The 16,444-nt window shown below is 50.6% G+C and carries 14 protein-coding genes; 7 read left to right on the top strand and 7 right to left on the bottom strand.

The window, feature by feature from the left end:
* The first annotated feature begins 13 nt into the window (after nucleotides 1-13).
* A complete protein-coding gene (locus ACTHUF_RS08445) occupies nucleotides 14-1,327 on the top strand; it encodes a sensor histidine kinase (protein ID WP_440407483.1) in 1,314 nt (437 codons plus the stop codon).
* Nucleotides 1,328-1,456: 129 nt separating this feature from the next.
* On the opposite strand, the gene aroB is transcribed toward ACTHUF_RS08445, so the two are convergent.
* From aroB to pilM, 7 genes are all read right to left on the bottom strand, one after another.
* A complete protein-coding gene (aroB, locus tag ACTHUF_RS08440) occupies nucleotides 1,457-2,536 on the bottom strand; it encodes a 3-dehydroquinate synthase (protein ID WP_440407482.1) in 1,080 nt (359 codons plus the stop codon).
* A gap of 21 nt (nucleotides 2,537-2,557) precedes the next feature.
* Nucleotides 2,558-3,070 carry a shikimate kinase gene (locus tag ACTHUF_RS08435; protein WP_315092857.1) on the bottom strand — a complete coding sequence of 171 codons (513 nt, stop codon included), beginning with the start codon at nucleotides 3,068-3,070 and terminating at the stop codon, nucleotides 2,558-2,560.
* Between the two features lie 131 nt (nucleotides 3,071-3,201).
* A complete protein-coding gene (pilQ, locus tag ACTHUF_RS08430; protein ID WP_315092855.1) occupies nucleotides 3,202-5,334 on the bottom strand; it encodes a type IV pilus secretin PilQ in 2,133 nt (710 codons plus the stop codon).
* A gap of 20 nt (nucleotides 5,335-5,354) precedes the next feature.
* A complete protein-coding gene (locus ACTHUF_RS08425; RefSeq protein WP_036492826.1) occupies nucleotides 5,355-5,897 on the bottom strand; it encodes a pilus assembly protein PilP in 543 nt (180 codons plus the stop codon).
* Nucleotides 5,898-5,912: 15 nt separating this feature from the next.
* Nucleotides 5,913-6,584, bottom strand: coding sequence for a type 4a pilus biogenesis protein PilO (locus tag ACTHUF_RS08420; protein WP_070822735.1), 672 nt, complete (start codon nucleotides 6,582-6,584; stop codon nucleotides 5,913-5,915).
* The gene (locus tag ACTHUF_RS08415; protein WP_315092851.1) at nucleotides 6,584-7,207 is read right to left on the bottom strand and encodes a PilN domain-containing protein; all 624 of its coding nucleotides are present in this window, start codon (nucleotides 7,205-7,207) and stop codon (nucleotides 6,584-6,586) included. The genes ACTHUF_RS08420 and ACTHUF_RS08415 overlap by 1 nt, the downstream gene beginning before the upstream one ends.
* A 4-nt stretch (nucleotides 7,208-7,211) precedes the next feature.
* Nucleotides 7,212-8,303, bottom strand: coding sequence for a type IV pilus assembly protein PilM (gene pilM, locus ACTHUF_RS08410; protein ID WP_440407481.1), 1,092 nt, complete (start codon nucleotides 8,301-8,303; stop codon nucleotides 7,212-7,214).
* A gap of 152 nt (nucleotides 8,304-8,455) precedes the next feature.
* Here pilM and ACTHUF_RS08405 point away from each other — a divergent pair, with 152 nt between their 5' ends.
* From ACTHUF_RS08405 to ACTHUF_RS08380, 6 genes are all read left to right on the top strand, one after another.
* On the top strand, nucleotides 8,456-10,852 hold the full coding sequence (locus tag ACTHUF_RS08405; RefSeq protein WP_188211924.1) for a penicillin-binding protein 1A: 2,397 nt from the start codon (nucleotides 8,456-8,458) through the stop codon (nucleotides 10,850-10,852).
* Between the two features lie 60 nt (nucleotides 10,853-10,912).
* The gene (locus ACTHUF_RS08400) at nucleotides 10,913-11,749 is read left to right on the top strand and encodes a PHP domain-containing protein (protein WP_315092848.1); all 837 of its coding nucleotides are present in this window, start codon (nucleotides 10,913-10,915) and stop codon (nucleotides 11,747-11,749) included.
* A 135-nt stretch (nucleotides 11,750-11,884) separates the two neighbouring features.
* Nucleotides 11,885-12,727 carry a class II glutamine amidotransferase gene (locus tag ACTHUF_RS08395; RefSeq protein WP_315092846.1) on the top strand — a complete coding sequence of 281 codons (843 nt, stop codon included), beginning with the start codon at nucleotides 11,885-11,887 and terminating at the stop codon, nucleotides 12,725-12,727.
* Between the two features lie 199 nt (nucleotides 12,728-12,926).
* Nucleotides 12,927-13,379, top strand: coding sequence for a transcriptional regulator NrdR (nrdR, locus tag ACTHUF_RS08390; protein WP_003748978.1), 453 nt, complete (start codon nucleotides 12,927-12,929; stop codon nucleotides 13,377-13,379).
* A gap of 14 nt (nucleotides 13,380-13,393) precedes the next feature.
* A complete protein-coding gene (gene ribD, locus ACTHUF_RS08385) occupies nucleotides 13,394-14,509 on the top strand; it encodes a bifunctional diaminohydroxyphosphoribosylaminopyrimidine deaminase/5-amino-6-(5-phosphoribosylamino)uracil reductase RibD (protein WP_049347896.1) in 1,116 nt (371 codons plus the stop codon).
* Nucleotides 14,510-15,047: 538 nt separating this feature from the next.
* The gene (locus tag ACTHUF_RS08380) at nucleotides 15,048-16,355 is read left to right on the top strand and encodes a nucleotide sugar dehydrogenase (protein ID WP_036492804.1); all 1,308 of its coding nucleotides are present in this window, start codon (nucleotides 15,048-15,050) and stop codon (nucleotides 16,353-16,355) included.
* Nucleotides 16,356-16,444 lie beyond the last annotated feature (89 nt).

The following is a 16,444-nucleotide window of genomic DNA, read 5'->3' as shown; positions in this document are numbered from 1 at the left end:
CAACACACAAACCATGCAACGCCTTATCCACACCATCAAACAATCCCTGCAAGTCCGAATCAGCCTCGCCCTGATCTGCATGCTCCTGCCCCTCTCCATCCTTGCAGGCATATTTTCATATTACGATACTTATCACGAGACCCAAGAGGTTCAAGACGACCTGTTGCGCCAAGTCGCGAACTATCTCGACCCGAGCGATGCCGATGACGAGAAACACTCACTCGACAATGACAACAAGATTTCCGTTCAATTTCCCAATACGCCCAACCCCATTGTCAGCCTGCCTGAGAAGATTTCAGACGGCCTGCACACCATTCAGGCCGATGACGACGACGATTACTACCGCGTTTACACCCGCACCACCAAACAAGGCCGAATTACCGTCATGCAGGAAAGCGACTACCGCGAAGAGCTGGCCGAAATGGCCGCCGTGCAGAGCATCCTTCCCATGCTCCTCGCCCTACCCCTGATTATCCTGCTCACCGTCTGGATTACCCACCGCACCATGCGTTCCGTCAAAACACTGTCCAACGATTTGGAGCAGCGCCAAATCAACGACCTCTCGCCGATGGACACGCAAGACATTCCCAGCGAAATCCAAGGCTTTGTCGTCGCCATTAACAACCTGTTGCAACGTACCGATGAAAACGTCCGCCAACAGCAACGCTTTATCGCCGATGCCGCACACGAATTGCGCAGCCCCATGACCGCCCTTTCCCTTCAGGCAGAGCGGCTCAACAATATGCAGCTGTCTGCCGAAGCGCGCGAGCAGTCCGCCCTGTTGCAACAAAGCATACAGCGCAACCGCCACCTGCTTGAGCAACTCCTTTCCCTCGCACGCGCCCAAGCGCCCGAAATCCAACGCCCCAAAACCCTGATCAGCCTGCAAAACCAGTTCCGCCGCGTCTTGCAGGAACTCATGCCGCTGGCGCTGGCCAAAGGTCAAGACATCGGCGTTGCCGTTGAAAACGACTGCCAAATCCACGCCGACGACACTGAAATCTACACCCTTATCAAAACCTTTACCGACAACGCCATCCGCTATACCCCTAAAGGCGGCCGCATCGATCTGGGCTTTGACGAAACCGCCGAATACCTCAACATCTGGGTAGAAGACGACGGCCCCGGCATTCCCCCAAGCGAACGCCAACGCGTTATCGACCCTTTCTACCGCATTCTCGGCACCGAACAACAAGGCACCGGCTTGGGGCTTTCCATCGCAGACACCATTGTCAAACGCCATCAAGGCCGTCTGAAACTGGCCGACAGCCGACGCTTTGACAGCGGCTTGCTGATTATTGCCGAGTTGGATAAAAAGACGCTTTAAATAATTGATCTGCCCAAATTGGTTTATCTAGCTTTAAGCCGATGAATCAAAACGCTTTAAAATCAAAGGCCGTCTGAAAATGACTTTCAGACGGCCTTTTTATATTTTGAAGCAAACCTACTTCATTCCTCACAAATACGGCTGCAAGGTTTGGCGGAGGATTTCCATATCGGTAATTTCGGTAATATTGGCTTTGCCCAAGTATTCCAAACCGACAAAACGCATGATGCCGCTGCTGACTTTTTTGTCGTGGCTCATGTGTTCAATCCATTTTTCAAAGGAGAAAACGGGCGGCGCAGACGGGAGGGAAGCGGCTTCCATTAAAGCGGCAATGCGGTCGGTATCGGCTTGTCGGGTTTTGCCCAAGATGTGCGACAAACGGGAAGCGAGGACGCAACCGGCGGCAACGGCTTCTCCGTGCAGCCATACGCCGTAGCCCATTTCGGCTTCGATGGCATGGCCGAAAGTGTGGCCGAGATTAAGCCATGCGCGGATGCCCTGCTCGGTTTCGTCTTGGGCAACAATATCGGCCTTCATTTTGCAGCAATGGTAAACGGCTTCCGCCATTTTTTCTTGATGTTGCGCCATCAGGTCGGCCATATTTTCTTCCAACCAGGCAAAAAATTCGGCATCGCCCAATGCGCCGTATTTGATGACTTCGGCCATGCCTGCGGAAAGTTCGCGTTGCGGCAGCGTTTGCAAGGCGGTCAAATCGGCCAAAACGGCCTGCGGCTGGTAAAACGCGCCAATCATGTTTTTACCGAGCGGATGGTTGATGGCGGTTTTACCGCCGACCGAGGAATCAACCTGGCTGAGCAATGTGGTCGGCACTTGGATAAAAGGTGCGCCACGCTGATAAGTCGCTGCGGCAAAACCGACCATATCGCCTATCACGCCGCCGCCCAAAGCGATTAAAGTGGTTTTGCGTTCGGCACGGTTTTGCATCAGGCCATCGTAAATCAGGTTGAGCGTCTGCCAGTTTTTATATTCTTCGCCGTCGGGAAGGATAATGCTGAAATGCGGCACGCCCAATCTGTCTAAGGCCGTCTGAAGCTGCTTGAGATAAAGCGGCGCAACGGTTTCGTTGGTAATGATGGCCGCTTTTTTGCCTAAATAGGGCTGAAGCAGCGTATCGGCCTGCTCGATCAGTTTATGCCCGATAAAGATGGGGTATTGATGGGACGGGGTTTGGACAGTCAGGGGGCGCATGGTGTTCCTTTGTAAAGCGTGTTATTCGCTCAATATTTCAATCAGCCGTTTGAGCGTTTTGTGGCAGCTGTCGGATTCGATGACGAAATGGGCGGTTTGACGGTACAGCGTATCGCGCTGGTCATACAGCTCTTGCAGTTTGGCCAAAGGATTGGCAACTTGCAACAGCGGCCGGTTGCTGTCGTAACGGGTACGCTCCAGCAAGGTTTCAGGGCTGGCATGTAGATAAACAACCGTGCCGTTTTGGCGCAGAATCTGTCTGTTTTCACTGCGCAACACGGAGCCGCCACCGGTCGATAAAACGATGTTGTGCCGGGAAGCGAGCTTTTTCAGCATATTGGTTTCGCGGTTGCGGAAGCCTTCTTCCCCTTCCATCTCAAAAATGGTCGGAATGGATACGCCCGATGAAGTGCAGATTTCGTAGTCGCTGTCGTAAAACGGGCATTCAAACATTTGGGCAAGCTGCTTGCCCAAAGTGGTTTTGCCCGCGCCCATCAGCCCGACTAAAATTAAATTGCCGTTGATTTTTTCCATAAGGGTCATTTTATACGATATGGCGGTTTCGTGGAAAAGTTCGTGGTTTTTCAGACGGCCTGAAATAAAAAGGCCGTCTGAAAACGAAAACAGGCATACCTTTGCAGATATGCCTGTTTGTCATTTTAAAATCAATAACGCAGATTGTTACCCACATTGTCCATAATGCGCGGCGTGATGAAAATCAACAGCTCACGGCGGTTTTCACGCTTGCCGCGTGATTTGAACAAATTGCCGACAACGGGAATATCGCCCAAAATAGGTACTTTGTTCACCGCATTGGTGCTTTCTTCCTCGTAAATACCGCCGACAATCAGCGTACCGCCATCTTCAACCATGGCTTGGGTATTCAAGTGTTTGGTGTTGATACACTTGGTTGTCAGAGAATCTACGGTACAGTCGATCGGGGTATCGCGATTAATCTTCACAGTCATGATGATTTGACCGTCAGGCGTAATGTTCGGCGTTACGGTCAAGCCCAAAACGGCTTTCTTGAAGGTAATCGAAGTCGCACCGCTGGAAGAAGCTTCTTGGTAAGGGATTTCCGTACCGGATTCAATTTTGGCTTCTTTACGGTCTTGCGTCAGTACGCGCGGATTGGAAATGGTTTTGCTCTTACCTTGTTCTTCAGACGCGCTGATTTCCAAACCCAATGCGCCGGACGAGAATGCACGCACCAGCGCAATGCTGTTGACTGCGGCTGCGGTCGGCAGGCTGACGTTCGGATCCAAAGACCAAGTAGGATAGCCGACTTCACCACGGTTAAACGAAGCATTGGTGTTATGGTTGGCTTGCGCATTACTCCAGTTGCTACCCCATGCCGTACGGCCGCTCGCACCACCGGAACCGAATTTAACGCCCAAGTTGCGGAAGAAGGTATCTTCTGCTTCCACAATACGCGCTTCCACCATTACTTGACGGGTTGGAACGTCCAATTCATCAATCAGTTTGCGGAATTTCTCAATCACGCCGCGGTTGTCGGTTACGATCAGCGTATTGGTGGCCGGATCGATTAAGGCGCTGCCTCGGTTGCTCAACAGAGTGTTGCGGGTATTGGAATTATTGCTGTCGTATTCTTCCAAACGCAAAATTTTGCGGAATTCTTCCACGTTTTTGTATTTCAACTGGAAGGTTTGAGAATACAGCGGACCCAATTCGGCAATCTCTTTTTCAGCCTGCAAGAAGGCTTTGTCTTTTGCTAACAATTCATCGCGGGGGGCGATATTGATGATGTTGCCTTGACGGCGCATATCCAAATTGCGCGCCTGCATAACCAAGTCCAAAGCCTGATCCCAAGGTACATCTTTCAAGGACAGGGTCATAGTGCCTTTGACGGTATCGCTGGCAACAATATTCACGCCGGACTCTTTCGCCAAAATCTGCAAAATGGTACGAACCTCTACATCTTGGAAGTCCAAGGAAATTTTACGGCCTTTAAACGATTTATTCGCATTTTGGTTCAAGCCGCCGGATTCGGTATTGGCGGCTTTAGGCGATACTTCAAATACAAAACGGCCGGAAGAGGCTTTGGTATTGATGTCCCAATTCGCATTATTGTTGCGGATAATGAGCTGGGTAGAATTGCCGATACGTTTGAGCGTAACGTTTTGTACAGGCGTATTGAAGTCAGCCACATCTAAACTGCGTTGCGCTTGTGTCGGTAGCGTATGGTTTTTCAAGGTAACAACGACGCGGTCGCGTTGCTGTTTAATGTCCGGCTGTCCGCTGAAACCCGGGGCAGACAGTTCAATAATGCCGGAATTGCGTGCGCCTTTGCGGAAATCGATATTGGCGGCCGAAACGGCTTGATAAGCCTGAGTAGCGCGCGCGGTAGATGGTGTAGCCGCACGTTCATTTACAACGGCCGCATTGGTTTGGTCAGTAGATTCGTTTACGAATACCCAAACTTCGTTGCCGCGAATTTCAGTATTGTATTGGCTGATTTTGTTCAAACCCAAAACCACGCGTGCGCGGTCGTTGTTTTGTGCCGCAGTAATTTGATTCAGCAAGGGGTCGGCATATTCCAAAACAGGCTGGGGCAAACGGATATTGGTGTTGGCAAAATCCAATGCAATACGCGCCGGAGTAGATGTTACAAAACCATGAGGTGTGGTGACGTCTTTGTCGAAACGGATTTTGATGATTTTTTGGTTGTCAGGCAAAGTGGAAACGTTGATATCGGTAATATTGCCTGCAAAGGCCGTCTGAACAGCGAGGGCAACGCTGAAGCCGGCAAATAATTTTGTCATGTGCTTGGTTTTCATAATCGAGTGAGACCCCTAAATTAATTTGAATTCGAACTATCTGAGCTATCGGAAGAATCCGCGTCTTTGCTGCTCAACGGCAATTCGGCCTTCCGGTACACCCAGTTGCCGTAGCTGTCTTCAACTTGCTCGGTCAGGATAATTTTATCTTCAGTAATACTTTGGATTCTGCCGTAATTCTGACCGATGTAGTTTCCGGGATAAACGGTATAAACATGGTCGTTGACTTTGATAAATCCGGAAACTTTGCCGCCGCTTTGCAGCGTTCCGACAAAAGCCATGTTTTCCAGACTGAAGGCTTCCAAGGTTTCTTTCGGACGGTTTACATCCGGCGCATTACCGCCTTTAGGGGCGGTATCCAGACGGCGTGAATCAAACGCATTCAAGCCTTTAAAATTTGGAGGGTTATACGGCTTGGGCAATGTAACCGTAGGCTCTTCGAATGGAATAATCTTGGACTTCGCCTCCTGACGGGTTTGCGTCATCCATTGAGTCAAATCTTCATAGCTTTGCGTGCAGGCTGCCAAGGGAAGAAGACTTAAGAGTAAGATGATTTTTTTCATGATTTCCCTATTCTTTTATTTTTGCTCATTCTCGGCAGATTTGCCTTCTTCCTGCGCCTGTTGTGCAGCCAATTCAGCAGCAATCTCTTCGGCAGGACGGGCTTTGTAAGTCGTCGCAATCGCGCTCAATGTCAACTCGCCTTTATTGCCTTTGCCTTCTTTATCCTCGCCTGCGTTTACGAGCTTCAAAGAATCCAGCGTAATAATGCGCGACAAATCGCCTACGTCACGGGTAAATTGGCTGATCTGAGCGTATTTGCCTGTGATGGAAATCTGATACGGCAGTTTTTGAATCGGGCCATCGTTTTCAGGTTGGAGCGGTGCAACGCTGTCCAAACGCAAGCCGTTGGTCGAACCTGCCTGATGCAGCTCTTGAATCAGGTTCGGAATTTCCGCGTCAGTCGGCAGTTGTTTCAACAAAACGTCGAATGCAGAACGAATCGAAGCCAATTCTGCTTTCAGATTATTCAAACTTGCCGCCTGAATGCTTTTACGCGTAAAGGTTTCCTTCAGCTCATCTTCTTTGGCTTCCTGCGTGTTCAAGGTTTCAATCTGATCTTTAAAGACGCCGACATAGCCCAAAGCCAACATACCGACAATCAATAAACCTGCCAGCAAAAGTTTTGAAGGCATATTGAGCAGGTACAGGTTTTGTACGTCCAATTGTTTTAGGTTTTTAGATGCCATTATTGAGCCTCCGGAGCAGGTTCGGCCACAGGCTCGGCCATTTCACCGCTGCTTTGGGCAGTCGGTGCAGGAGCCGGCGTACTCACCTGGTTGATTGAAGATTTCAAAGTAAATTCTTGGTAGTTATCTACTTTTTTAATGCTCAACAATTCAGGCTGCAAGAAAATACCTGTACTTGGCAGGGAGCGCATCATAACGGCGATTTTATTGTCGCTGATGGCATGGCCGCTGATTTTATAGCTGGTCGGGCTTTCGGCTTCCAATGCGGTCAAATAAGTATTATCGGGCGTAAGCGTATTCAAAGAATCAAGGATATAGGCCGCTTGATAGCGTTTTTCCTGCAATTCTTCCACTTTCAGCTTTTTAGCCAAGAAGGCTTCTTTTTCTTGCTGAAGTTTATCGATTTCGCCCAATTCCCTATCGAGTCGGTCGATTTCGGTTTGCAGGAAGTTGTTGCGCCCTTCTTGATTGCTGATGGCGTTGTCAATACCAAGATAGGTTGCGGCCACCAAGCCCAAACCCACGGCAAAAGCGCTAAGCATCAATACTTTAAATTGCTGCTGCTTGCGCTGTTTAATCTCTTCCCGATACGGGAGAAGGTTGATTCTGGTTAATTCAATCATGTTCTCAAAGTCCCCTTAATGCCAATCCGAACGCCAAAGTCAGTGACGGCGCATCAATTTGAAGCTGCGGCAATTCTACTTTTGCACTGCGTTCCACATATGAAATCGGATGCAGATATTCTGTCGCCGTATTGGTTTGCGAGAAAATGCTTTCCGCCAAACCTGCCTGCTGCGCAGTAAAGCCGGTCAGCAGAATGTGTTTGATATTGGAGAAAGAATCAGTGGCCTGCGTGGTATAGTAAAATTGCAAAACACGCTGAACTTCTTGTGCAACCTGTACGTTAAAACGGTCGGCAATCTGAGATTGGTAGTCGGAAGGCTTGTTTTGAGAAGCCATCATTTGCGCGGCTTTTTCTTCCGTTACCTGATAAGTACGCTGAATCAGCTGATTGAGCTGCTCTGTACTGACCGGCGTTTCTTGTTTGTAGAGGATGCGGCCGTTTTGCAGGATCAGGGCATACATTTGCGTTGCATGAATGCCGAACACGGCAACTTTTTCATCTGCCATCTCGGGGGCATGCGTATTCATCCAATAGACGAAGGCATTGCGTTGCGCCAGCAAGTCCAAATCCAAAGCCGACAAAGGCAGGCCCGCATTCTCGAACATTTCAATGCGCGACTCGACATCGTCTTTTTTGGCGGCAACCGCTAAAACATGCTGACCCGAACCGACTTCTTCGGCTTGAAAGTCGTAGTTCATTTCTTCAATCGGCGCAAATTGGCCGACTTCCGCTTCGACAAACTCTTCCAAGTCCAAATCGGTATCACGCGGGTTGTAAATAATTTGTTCGACTGTCGCTAAGTTTTGTGGCACGGCCGCAACAATATTTTTGCAAGAACTGCGTAATTGTGCGTAAGTATGCTGGATGTAGGTAGCAAGCTGATCGTAGTCTTGAATTTTGTTGCCTTTGACAATATTTTTAGGCAATTTGGTAATAACGTATTTTTCCAGCTGAATTTGGTTTAAACTACGGCCTGTCAGTTGTACCATCTTAATGGCATGTTGACTGATGTCGACGCCGATGGCAGAGCGGTTGTTCAATCCGCTAGAAGCCTTGCCTGTTTTGGTATCTTTCGTGCTTTTAAATAAGCGCATGATTTGACTTCCCTGTATCATTTAGGAGTGAGTAACTGTTTCGTTATCCGTAAAGGACTTCTTATTCTTTGCACAGTATTGACTGTGGCTGATAGAAATCGTTTCCCATTTTACTTTATTTATCGCCATTAATGGCAAATTATTACTTAGTCATGATTAAAAAGATTATAACGACCTGCCTGGGTCTCTTATTGGGACTGGCTCTTTTCGGTGTGGGGCTGCTTGCAATTGCAATTTTGGTCACCTATCCGAAGCTGCCGTCTTTGGACACTTTACAACACTACAAACCCAAAATGCCGCTGACGATTTATTCTTCAGACGGCCAAGTGATTGGCGTTTACGGCGAGCAACGGCGTGAATTCACCAAAATCGGTGACTTTCCCAAAGTTTTGAAAAATGCCGTGATTGCCGCCGAAGACAAACGCTTCTACGACCACTGGGGCGTGGACGTTTGGGGTGTGGCGCGCGCCGCGATCGGCAACGTCATGGCCGGCGGCGTTCAATCCGGTGCCAGTACGATTACGCAACAGGTTGCCAAAAACTTCTACCTGAGCAGCGAGCGTTCGTTTACCCGTAAGTTCAACGAAGCCCTGTTGGCCTACAAAATCGAGCAGTCTTTGAGCAAAGACAAGATTTTGGAGCTGTACTTCAACCAAATCTATTTGGGTCAACGCGCTTATGGTTTTGCATCTGCCGCCCAAATTTATTTCAACAAAAATGTTAACGAGTTAACATTGGCCGAAGCCGCCATGTTGGCCGGCTTGCCCAAAGCCCCTTCCGCCTACAATCCGATTGTAAACCCTGAACGCGCCAAACTGCGCCAGGCTTATATTCTGAACAATATGCTGGAAGAAGGCATGATTACCCTGCAGCAACGCGATCAGGCTTTGAAAGAAGAGCTGCATTACGAGCGTTTTGTACAAAACATCGATCAAAGCGCCCTGTACGTTGCCGAAATGGTGCGCCAAGAGCTGTTTGAAAAATACGGTGAAGATGCCTACACGCAAGGCTTCAAGGTATACACCACCGTCGACACCGCACACCAGCGCGTGGCCACCGAAGCCCTGCGTAAAGTCCTGCGCAATTTCGACCGCGGCAGCAGCTACCGCGGTGCAGAAAATTACATCGACCTGAGCAAAAGCGACAACGTAGAAGAAACCGTCAGCCAATACCTTTCTACACTTTACACCGTCGATAAAATGATTCCGGCGGTTGTATTGGAAGCCTCCCGCAAAGGTGTACAGATTCAGTTGCCGAGCGGCCGTAAAGTGACGCTGAACAGCCACGCTTTAGGCTTTGCCGCCCGTGCCGTCAACAACGAAAAAATGGGCGAAGATCGCATCCGCCGCGGCTCCGTCATCCGCGTTAAAGGCAGCGGCGATACCTTTACCGTCGTTCAAGAGCCTTTGCTGCAAGGCGCATTGGTGTCTCTAGATGCGAAAACCGGCGCAGTCCGCGCATTGGTCGGTGGCTACGACTACCACAGCAAAACCTTCAACCGCGCAACTCAAGCCATGCGCCAACCCGGCTCGACGTTCAAACCGTTCGTTTATTCCGCCGCTTTGGCAAAAGGCATGACTGCTTCCACCATGATTAACGATGCGCCGATTTCCCTGCCGGGCAAAGGTGCAAACGGTAAAGCGTGGAACCCGAAAAACTCAGACGGCCGCTACTCCGGTTACATCACGCTGCGCCAGGCTTTGACCGCTTCGAAAAACATGGTGTCCATCCGTATCCTGATGTCTATCGGTATCGGTTACGCGCAACAATACATCCAACGCTTCGGCTTCAAGCCGTCTGAAATCCCTGCCAGCCTGTCTATGGCTTTGGGTACAGGCGAAACCACGCCGTTGCGTATTGCCGAAGGTTACAGCGTCTTTGCCAACGGCGGTTACAAAGTGTCCGCCCACGTCATCGATAAAATCTACGACAGCCAAGGCCGTCTGAGAGCGCAAATGCAGCCTTTGGTAGCCGGTGAAAACGCGCCTCAGGCCATTGACCCGCGCAACGCCTACATTATGTACAAAATCATGCAGGACGTTGTCCGTGTCGGTACCGCACGCGGTGCAGCCGCACTCGGTCGCTCTGACATCGCCGGTAAAACCGGTACCACCAACGACAACAAAGACGCATGGTTTGTTGGCTTCAACCCTAGCGTTGTGACTGCTGTCTATATCGGCTTTGACAAACCGCGCAGCATGGGTCGTGCAGGTTACGGTGGTACAATCGCCGTACCGGTATGGGTAGAATACATGCGCTTCGCCCTGAAAGGCACCAGCGTCAAACCGATGAAAGCCCCAGAGGGCGTGGTTTCGAACGGCGGCGAAGTGTATATGCGCGAACGCATGACCACCAGCTCCGACCTGGCCTTGGACAACAGCGGCGTTGCACCGCGTCCCGCTCAACCTGCCCGTCGCGCGGTTCCGAATGAAAACCGCCGCCGCACCGAGAGCGGCAATGCGCCAGCCCGTGAAGAATTAGACGAAACCCCAGTTCTGCCAAGCAATACCGGCAACAATAACAAACAACAACTGGACTCTCTGTTCTAACAAATCAAGGCCGTCTGAAACGTTCAGACGGCCTTTTTTGAGAAAATTCAAAGCAAAACCATGATTGATTTACACTGCCATTCGACCGTTTCAGACGGCATGCTCTCCCCAACCGAAGTCGTCCGACTCGCCCGTCAAAACGGTTGCACCCTGCTCGCCCTGACCGACCACGACCATACCGGCGGACTGGCCGAAGCACGCGCCGAAGCCGATACCCTCGGCCTCCCCTTCGTCAACGGCGTGGAAATATCCGTCACTTGGCGCGGCCGTACCATCCACGTTGTCGGCTTGGACTTTGACGAACACAACGAAACCCTGCAAAACCTGCTTGCCGAAGTCCGCAAAGGCCGTCTGAAACGATTGGAAGCCATCGCGGCCAAACTGGAAAAAAAGGGCATCACAGGCGCGTATGAAGGCGCACTGGCATTGGCCGCCAACAAAGAAATGGCCAGCCGCACCCACATTGCCGAATTCCTCATCCGCGAAGGTCATGTTAAAAACAAACAGCAGGCGTTTACCAAATACCTGGGTGACGGCAAATCCTGTTCCGTCAGACACGAATGGGCCACACTGGAAGACTGCGTAACCGCGATTAAAGGCGCGGGCGGCATGGCCATTATTGCCCACCCGATGCGCTATGAATTATCCGCCACCGCCAAACGAAACCTGTTTCAAGAATTTAAAAATCTCGGCGGCGCGGGGATTGAAGTACACAGCGGCAACTGCTGCAAAAACGACCGCCTCAACTATGCCCTGCTTGCCGACCGCTTCGACTTTCTCGCCAGCGCAGGCAGCGACTTCCACCGCCCCAACGACTTCAGCGGCGGCATACTTGGCGCCTGTCCCGACTTACCCGAACAATGCCGCCCAGTCTGGGAACACTTTAAGGCCGTCTGAATTTTTGACAGCAATTTTTCAGACGGCCCGCCAAGTATGAGACAGTTATAAACATATCACACTCTACATATTGAAACTGCCTGCCCGATACACCATAATAACCCTATAAATACCCCAAAAATAAAGGTTAACACCATGTGCCAACTGCTCGGCATGAATTGCAACACTCCCACAGACATCATGTTTTCTTTTGAAGGCTTCCGCCGTCGCGGCGGCATTACCGACCACCACGCCGACGGCTTCGGTATCGGCTTTTTCGAAGGCAAAGGCGTGCGCTTGTTTCACGACGACAAACCCAGTGCCAACTCGCCCGTTGCCGACTTGGTACGCGCCTACCAAATCAAATCTGAAAACGTTATCGCCCATATCCGCAAGGCCTCACAAGGCCAGACCTCATTGTCGAACACTCATCCCTTCATGCGCGAGATGTGGGGCGAATATTGGCTGTTTGCACACAACGGCCATTTGATTGATTTTTTCCCCGAGCAGGGTGAGTACTACCATGCCGTCGGCTCAACCGATTCCGAACGCGCGTTCTGCTTTATTCTCAACCGCCTGCGCAGCCGCTTTGCCACCAAGCCCGAACCTGAAGTTTTGTTTGACGCCATTGCCGGCCTGACCCATGAAATCCGCCGCTACGGCTTGTTCAACTTCGTCATGTCCAACGGCGACTGCCTGTTTGCCCATGCCAGCACCTTGCTTCACTACATCGTGCGCAAAGCCCCGTTTGGCAAAGCGCGTTTGCTGGACGATGATGTCATGGTCGATTTTTCAGAGGTGACCACCCCGAACGATAAAGTTTCCGTCATCGCCACCCTGCCCCTGACGCGGGATGAAACCTGGTCGCAATTGGCAGTCAATGAATTGGTGATGTTTCAAGACGGCGACATTGTCCTCAGCGACCGCCCCGACAATCCGGTTTACATGAGCGCGGAAGAAGGTTTGGAAATCGCCCGTGCCGTCGGCGTATCGGTTTGACGTTTGATTGACTGAAAAACACAAGGCCGTCTGAAAGCCCGACTTCGCCAAAGTTGCCCTTTTAGACGGCCTTTTTATACCTAAATTCTACGCAAAAGCCTTTACTATACGAAAATAACGCAATCCGCTACAATAATAGTTCACAAACAATAAATTCAATTGCTTAGCGACCTTGCCGAGCGTATGACAAGGAAACCCGATGAAGTGCCCGTTTTGCCAACACCCCAACACTCAAGTAACCGACTCGCGATGGCTGGAAGACACCAACAGCATCCGCCGTCGCCGCAAATGCTTGGAATGCGGACAACGCTTCAGCACTTTTGAAACCGTTGAAATGCGGATGCCGCAAGTTATCAAATCCAACGGCACACGGGTTCCCTTCAATCCGCACAAACTGCAGACCAGCCTTGAGCGCGCGCTGCACAAACGCCCTGTCACACAAGAACAAATCGACGAAACCGTTGCCCTGATCGAGCAGCGCCTCTACCGTTTGGGCAAAAAAGAAGTCGCTTCTCGCATCGTCGGCGAAATGGCGATGGAAGAGCTGGCAAAAATCGACCAAGTCGCTTATGTCCGCTTCGCGTCCGTCTATAAAAGCTTTAAAGACGTTTCCGAATTCACCCAAGTCATCGCCGAATGCAAAGCCAAATAAGGCCGTCCGAAACCATGTTTTCCGCACTTGATACCCAAATGATGCAAACCGCCCTCGAGCTGGCCAAGCTTGGGCGGTTTTCTACTTCCCCCAATCCCCGCGTCGGTTGCGTCATTGCACACGGCGCCCAAATCGTCGGAGAAGGTTTCCACGTCAAAGCAGGCGAGCCGCACGCCGAAGTTCACGCATTGAGGCAGGCCCAAGCGGCGGCAAAAGGCGCAACAGCCTATGTCACGCTGGAACCTTGCAGCCATTACGGTCGCACGCCGCCATGCGCCGAAGCGCTGATTCATTCCGGCGTAGCGCGCGTGGTCGCCGCCATGACCGACCCTAATCCATTGGTCGCAGGCAAAGGTTTGTCCATGCTGGAAGCCGCCGGAATCCGTACCGAAAGCGGTTTGCTGGAAGCACAGGCACGCGAGCTCAACCGCGGTTTCCTATCGCGTATCGAACGCGGCAGACCGTTTATCCGCCTCAAATGCGCCGCCAGTTTGGACGGCAAAACCGCCCTTTCAGACGGCCGCAGCTTTTGGATTACCGGCAAAGCAGCGCGCGAAGACGTACAAATTCTCCGCGCCGAAAGTTGCGCCGTTTTGACCGGTATCGGTACCGTACTTGCCGACAACCCGAAACTCAACGTCCGCAGCTTCCCCACCTTGCGCCAACCTGCGCGCATCGTCTTAGACAGCCGGCTGCAAATCCCTTTGGACTGCCACCTCATGACCGATACCGACAGTCCGACCGTTATCGTTACCCTTTCCTCAGACGAACAACGTTTGCAGGCTCTAAGTGCATTTGAACATATCCGCATCATCAGGCCGTCTGAACACATCAACGGCCGCATCAATCTTCCTTCCCTCATGCCGCAACTGGCAGAGCTTGGCTTTGGCGAAGTTCTGGTAGAAGCCGGCTCAACACTTGCCTCAGCCTTCCTGAAGGATGACTTGGTGGATGAAATCGTCCTCTACCAAGCGCCGAAACTATTGGGCGCAGGCAAACCTCTATTCTCCCTCCCTGAAAATCCGGCCGCCCTACTTTCAGACGGCCCTTGGCACAGTCAATCGGTAGAAATCATCGGGCAGGACATCAAATGGGTTCTACGGAAAAATCCGTCTGATTGCTTGTCATAAATAATTTAATTATTTTCAATAGAGTTATTCTATTGTTTATATAGCAATAAATGTGATTTATTCATCAATCTATTATAATGACTATAGCGTATTTCAATTTAAAACTTTGACTTAGGCTCATTATAATTAACCTGATTGTCAACAAAATTCTTTTTTTCTTCACGAAATAATAAACTTTTAAAATAAGTTAAGCCGAGAAAATTTATTAAAAGTTTTTATTCTAGAAGGGTTTTAAACGGCATAACCGACAGCTTGATTTCATGAACTAAGCATTTGACAGAAAATTATCCAAAATTAAAACATGTAGTTGCATAAAACCTTTTAAAATTAAATATTCAAAAATACCGTTTCCATACCTCAGAGGCCGTCTGAACGACCGTTAAACTTTTTTGATTGAGACGAATCAGATAAGTGCTTATGATTTCGTCTGCTGGGATTATAAGTACGGTTTTGAGGCTTCACACGATACGGCAGCAGCAAACAACTCAGGCATCGGGCAAACACTCCCGATTTACTCATTCATTACACGAAAGACATCATGAAAAACATTACGATACAAAAATTTGCCGATAAGACCGCAAAAATCGGCATCGTCGGCTTAGGCTACGTCGGTTTACCACTGATGCTGCGCTATGTGGACATCGGTTACCAAGTTTTGGGTTTCGACATCGACAAAACCAAAGTCGACAAGCTCAACAAAGGCGAAAGCTACATCGAGCATATTCCTTCCGACAAAATTGCCGCCGCTTCCAACAGCCTGTTTGAAGCAACGACCGACTTCTCCCGCATCGGCGAAGTAGAAGCCGTGATTTTGTGCGTACCGACTCCGCTGAACAAATACCGCGAACCGGACATGAGCTTTGTTATCGACACTACCGACGCGGTCAAACCTTACTTGCGCGCCGGTCAAGTGCTGTCCTTGGAATCCACCACCTACCCCGGTACTACCGAAGAAGAATTGCTGCCGCGCATGGAAGAAGGCGGCTTGAAAGTCGGTCAAGACGTGTTCTTGGTTTACTCTCCTGAGCGTGAAGACCCGGGTAACCCTAACTTTGAAACCCGTACCATTCCAAAAGTCATCGGCGGCCATACCCCTGCCTGTTTGGAAGTCGGCCTGGCGCTGTACCAACCTGCCATCGATAAAGTTGTTCCGGTAAGCTCCACCAAAGCTGCCGAGCTGACCAAACTTTTGGAAAACATCCACCGTGCCGTAAACATCGGCCTGGTGAACGAGATGAAAATCGTTGCCGACAAAATGGGCATCGACATTCATGAAGTCATCAATGCCGCGGCAACCAAACCGTTCGGCTTCGTTGCTTATTACCCGGGCCCCGGCTTGGGCGGCCACTGTATCCCTATCGACCCGTTCTACCTGACTTGGAAAGCCCGCGAATACGGCGTAAACACCCGCTTCATCGAGCTGGCAGGCGAAGTGAACTCCCACATGCCCGACTACGTTATCGAAAAAGTCGGCCTGGCTTTGAACGACCACAACCGTTCCATCAAAGACAGCAAAATCTTGGTACTGGGTATCGCCTACAAGAAAAACGTAGACGATATGCGTGAAAGCCCGTCTGTGGAAGTGATGGACCGCCTGCACAAACTGGGCGCAGTGGTTTCCTACTCCGACCCGCACGTTCCAGAGTTCCCACACATCCCCGGCCACCACTACTTCGACTTGAAGAGTGAAGCGCTGACCCCTGAAACTGTCGCCCAATACGACTGCGTGGTTCTGACCACCGATCACGACAAATTCGACTATGACATGATTACCGAACATGCCAAGCTGATTGTCGATACACGCGGCAAATTCCCAGTGAAAAATCCTAAAGTCATCAAAGCATAATCTTGCTTCAGACGCATCCGGCTGCCTCCGGTTTCCCCACCGGGACGGCGGCCGGTTTCCCAAGGCCATTTGTTTTTTCAGACGGCCTT

It is taken from the genome of Neisseria sp. P0024.S006 (assembly GCF_051956595.1).
GTDB lineage: Bacteria > Pseudomonadota > Gammaproteobacteria > Burkholderiales > Neisseriaceae > Neisseria.
The sequence above is the reverse complement of the archived record's forward strand: the minus strand, read 5'-3'. Positions and strand labels throughout refer to the sequence as shown.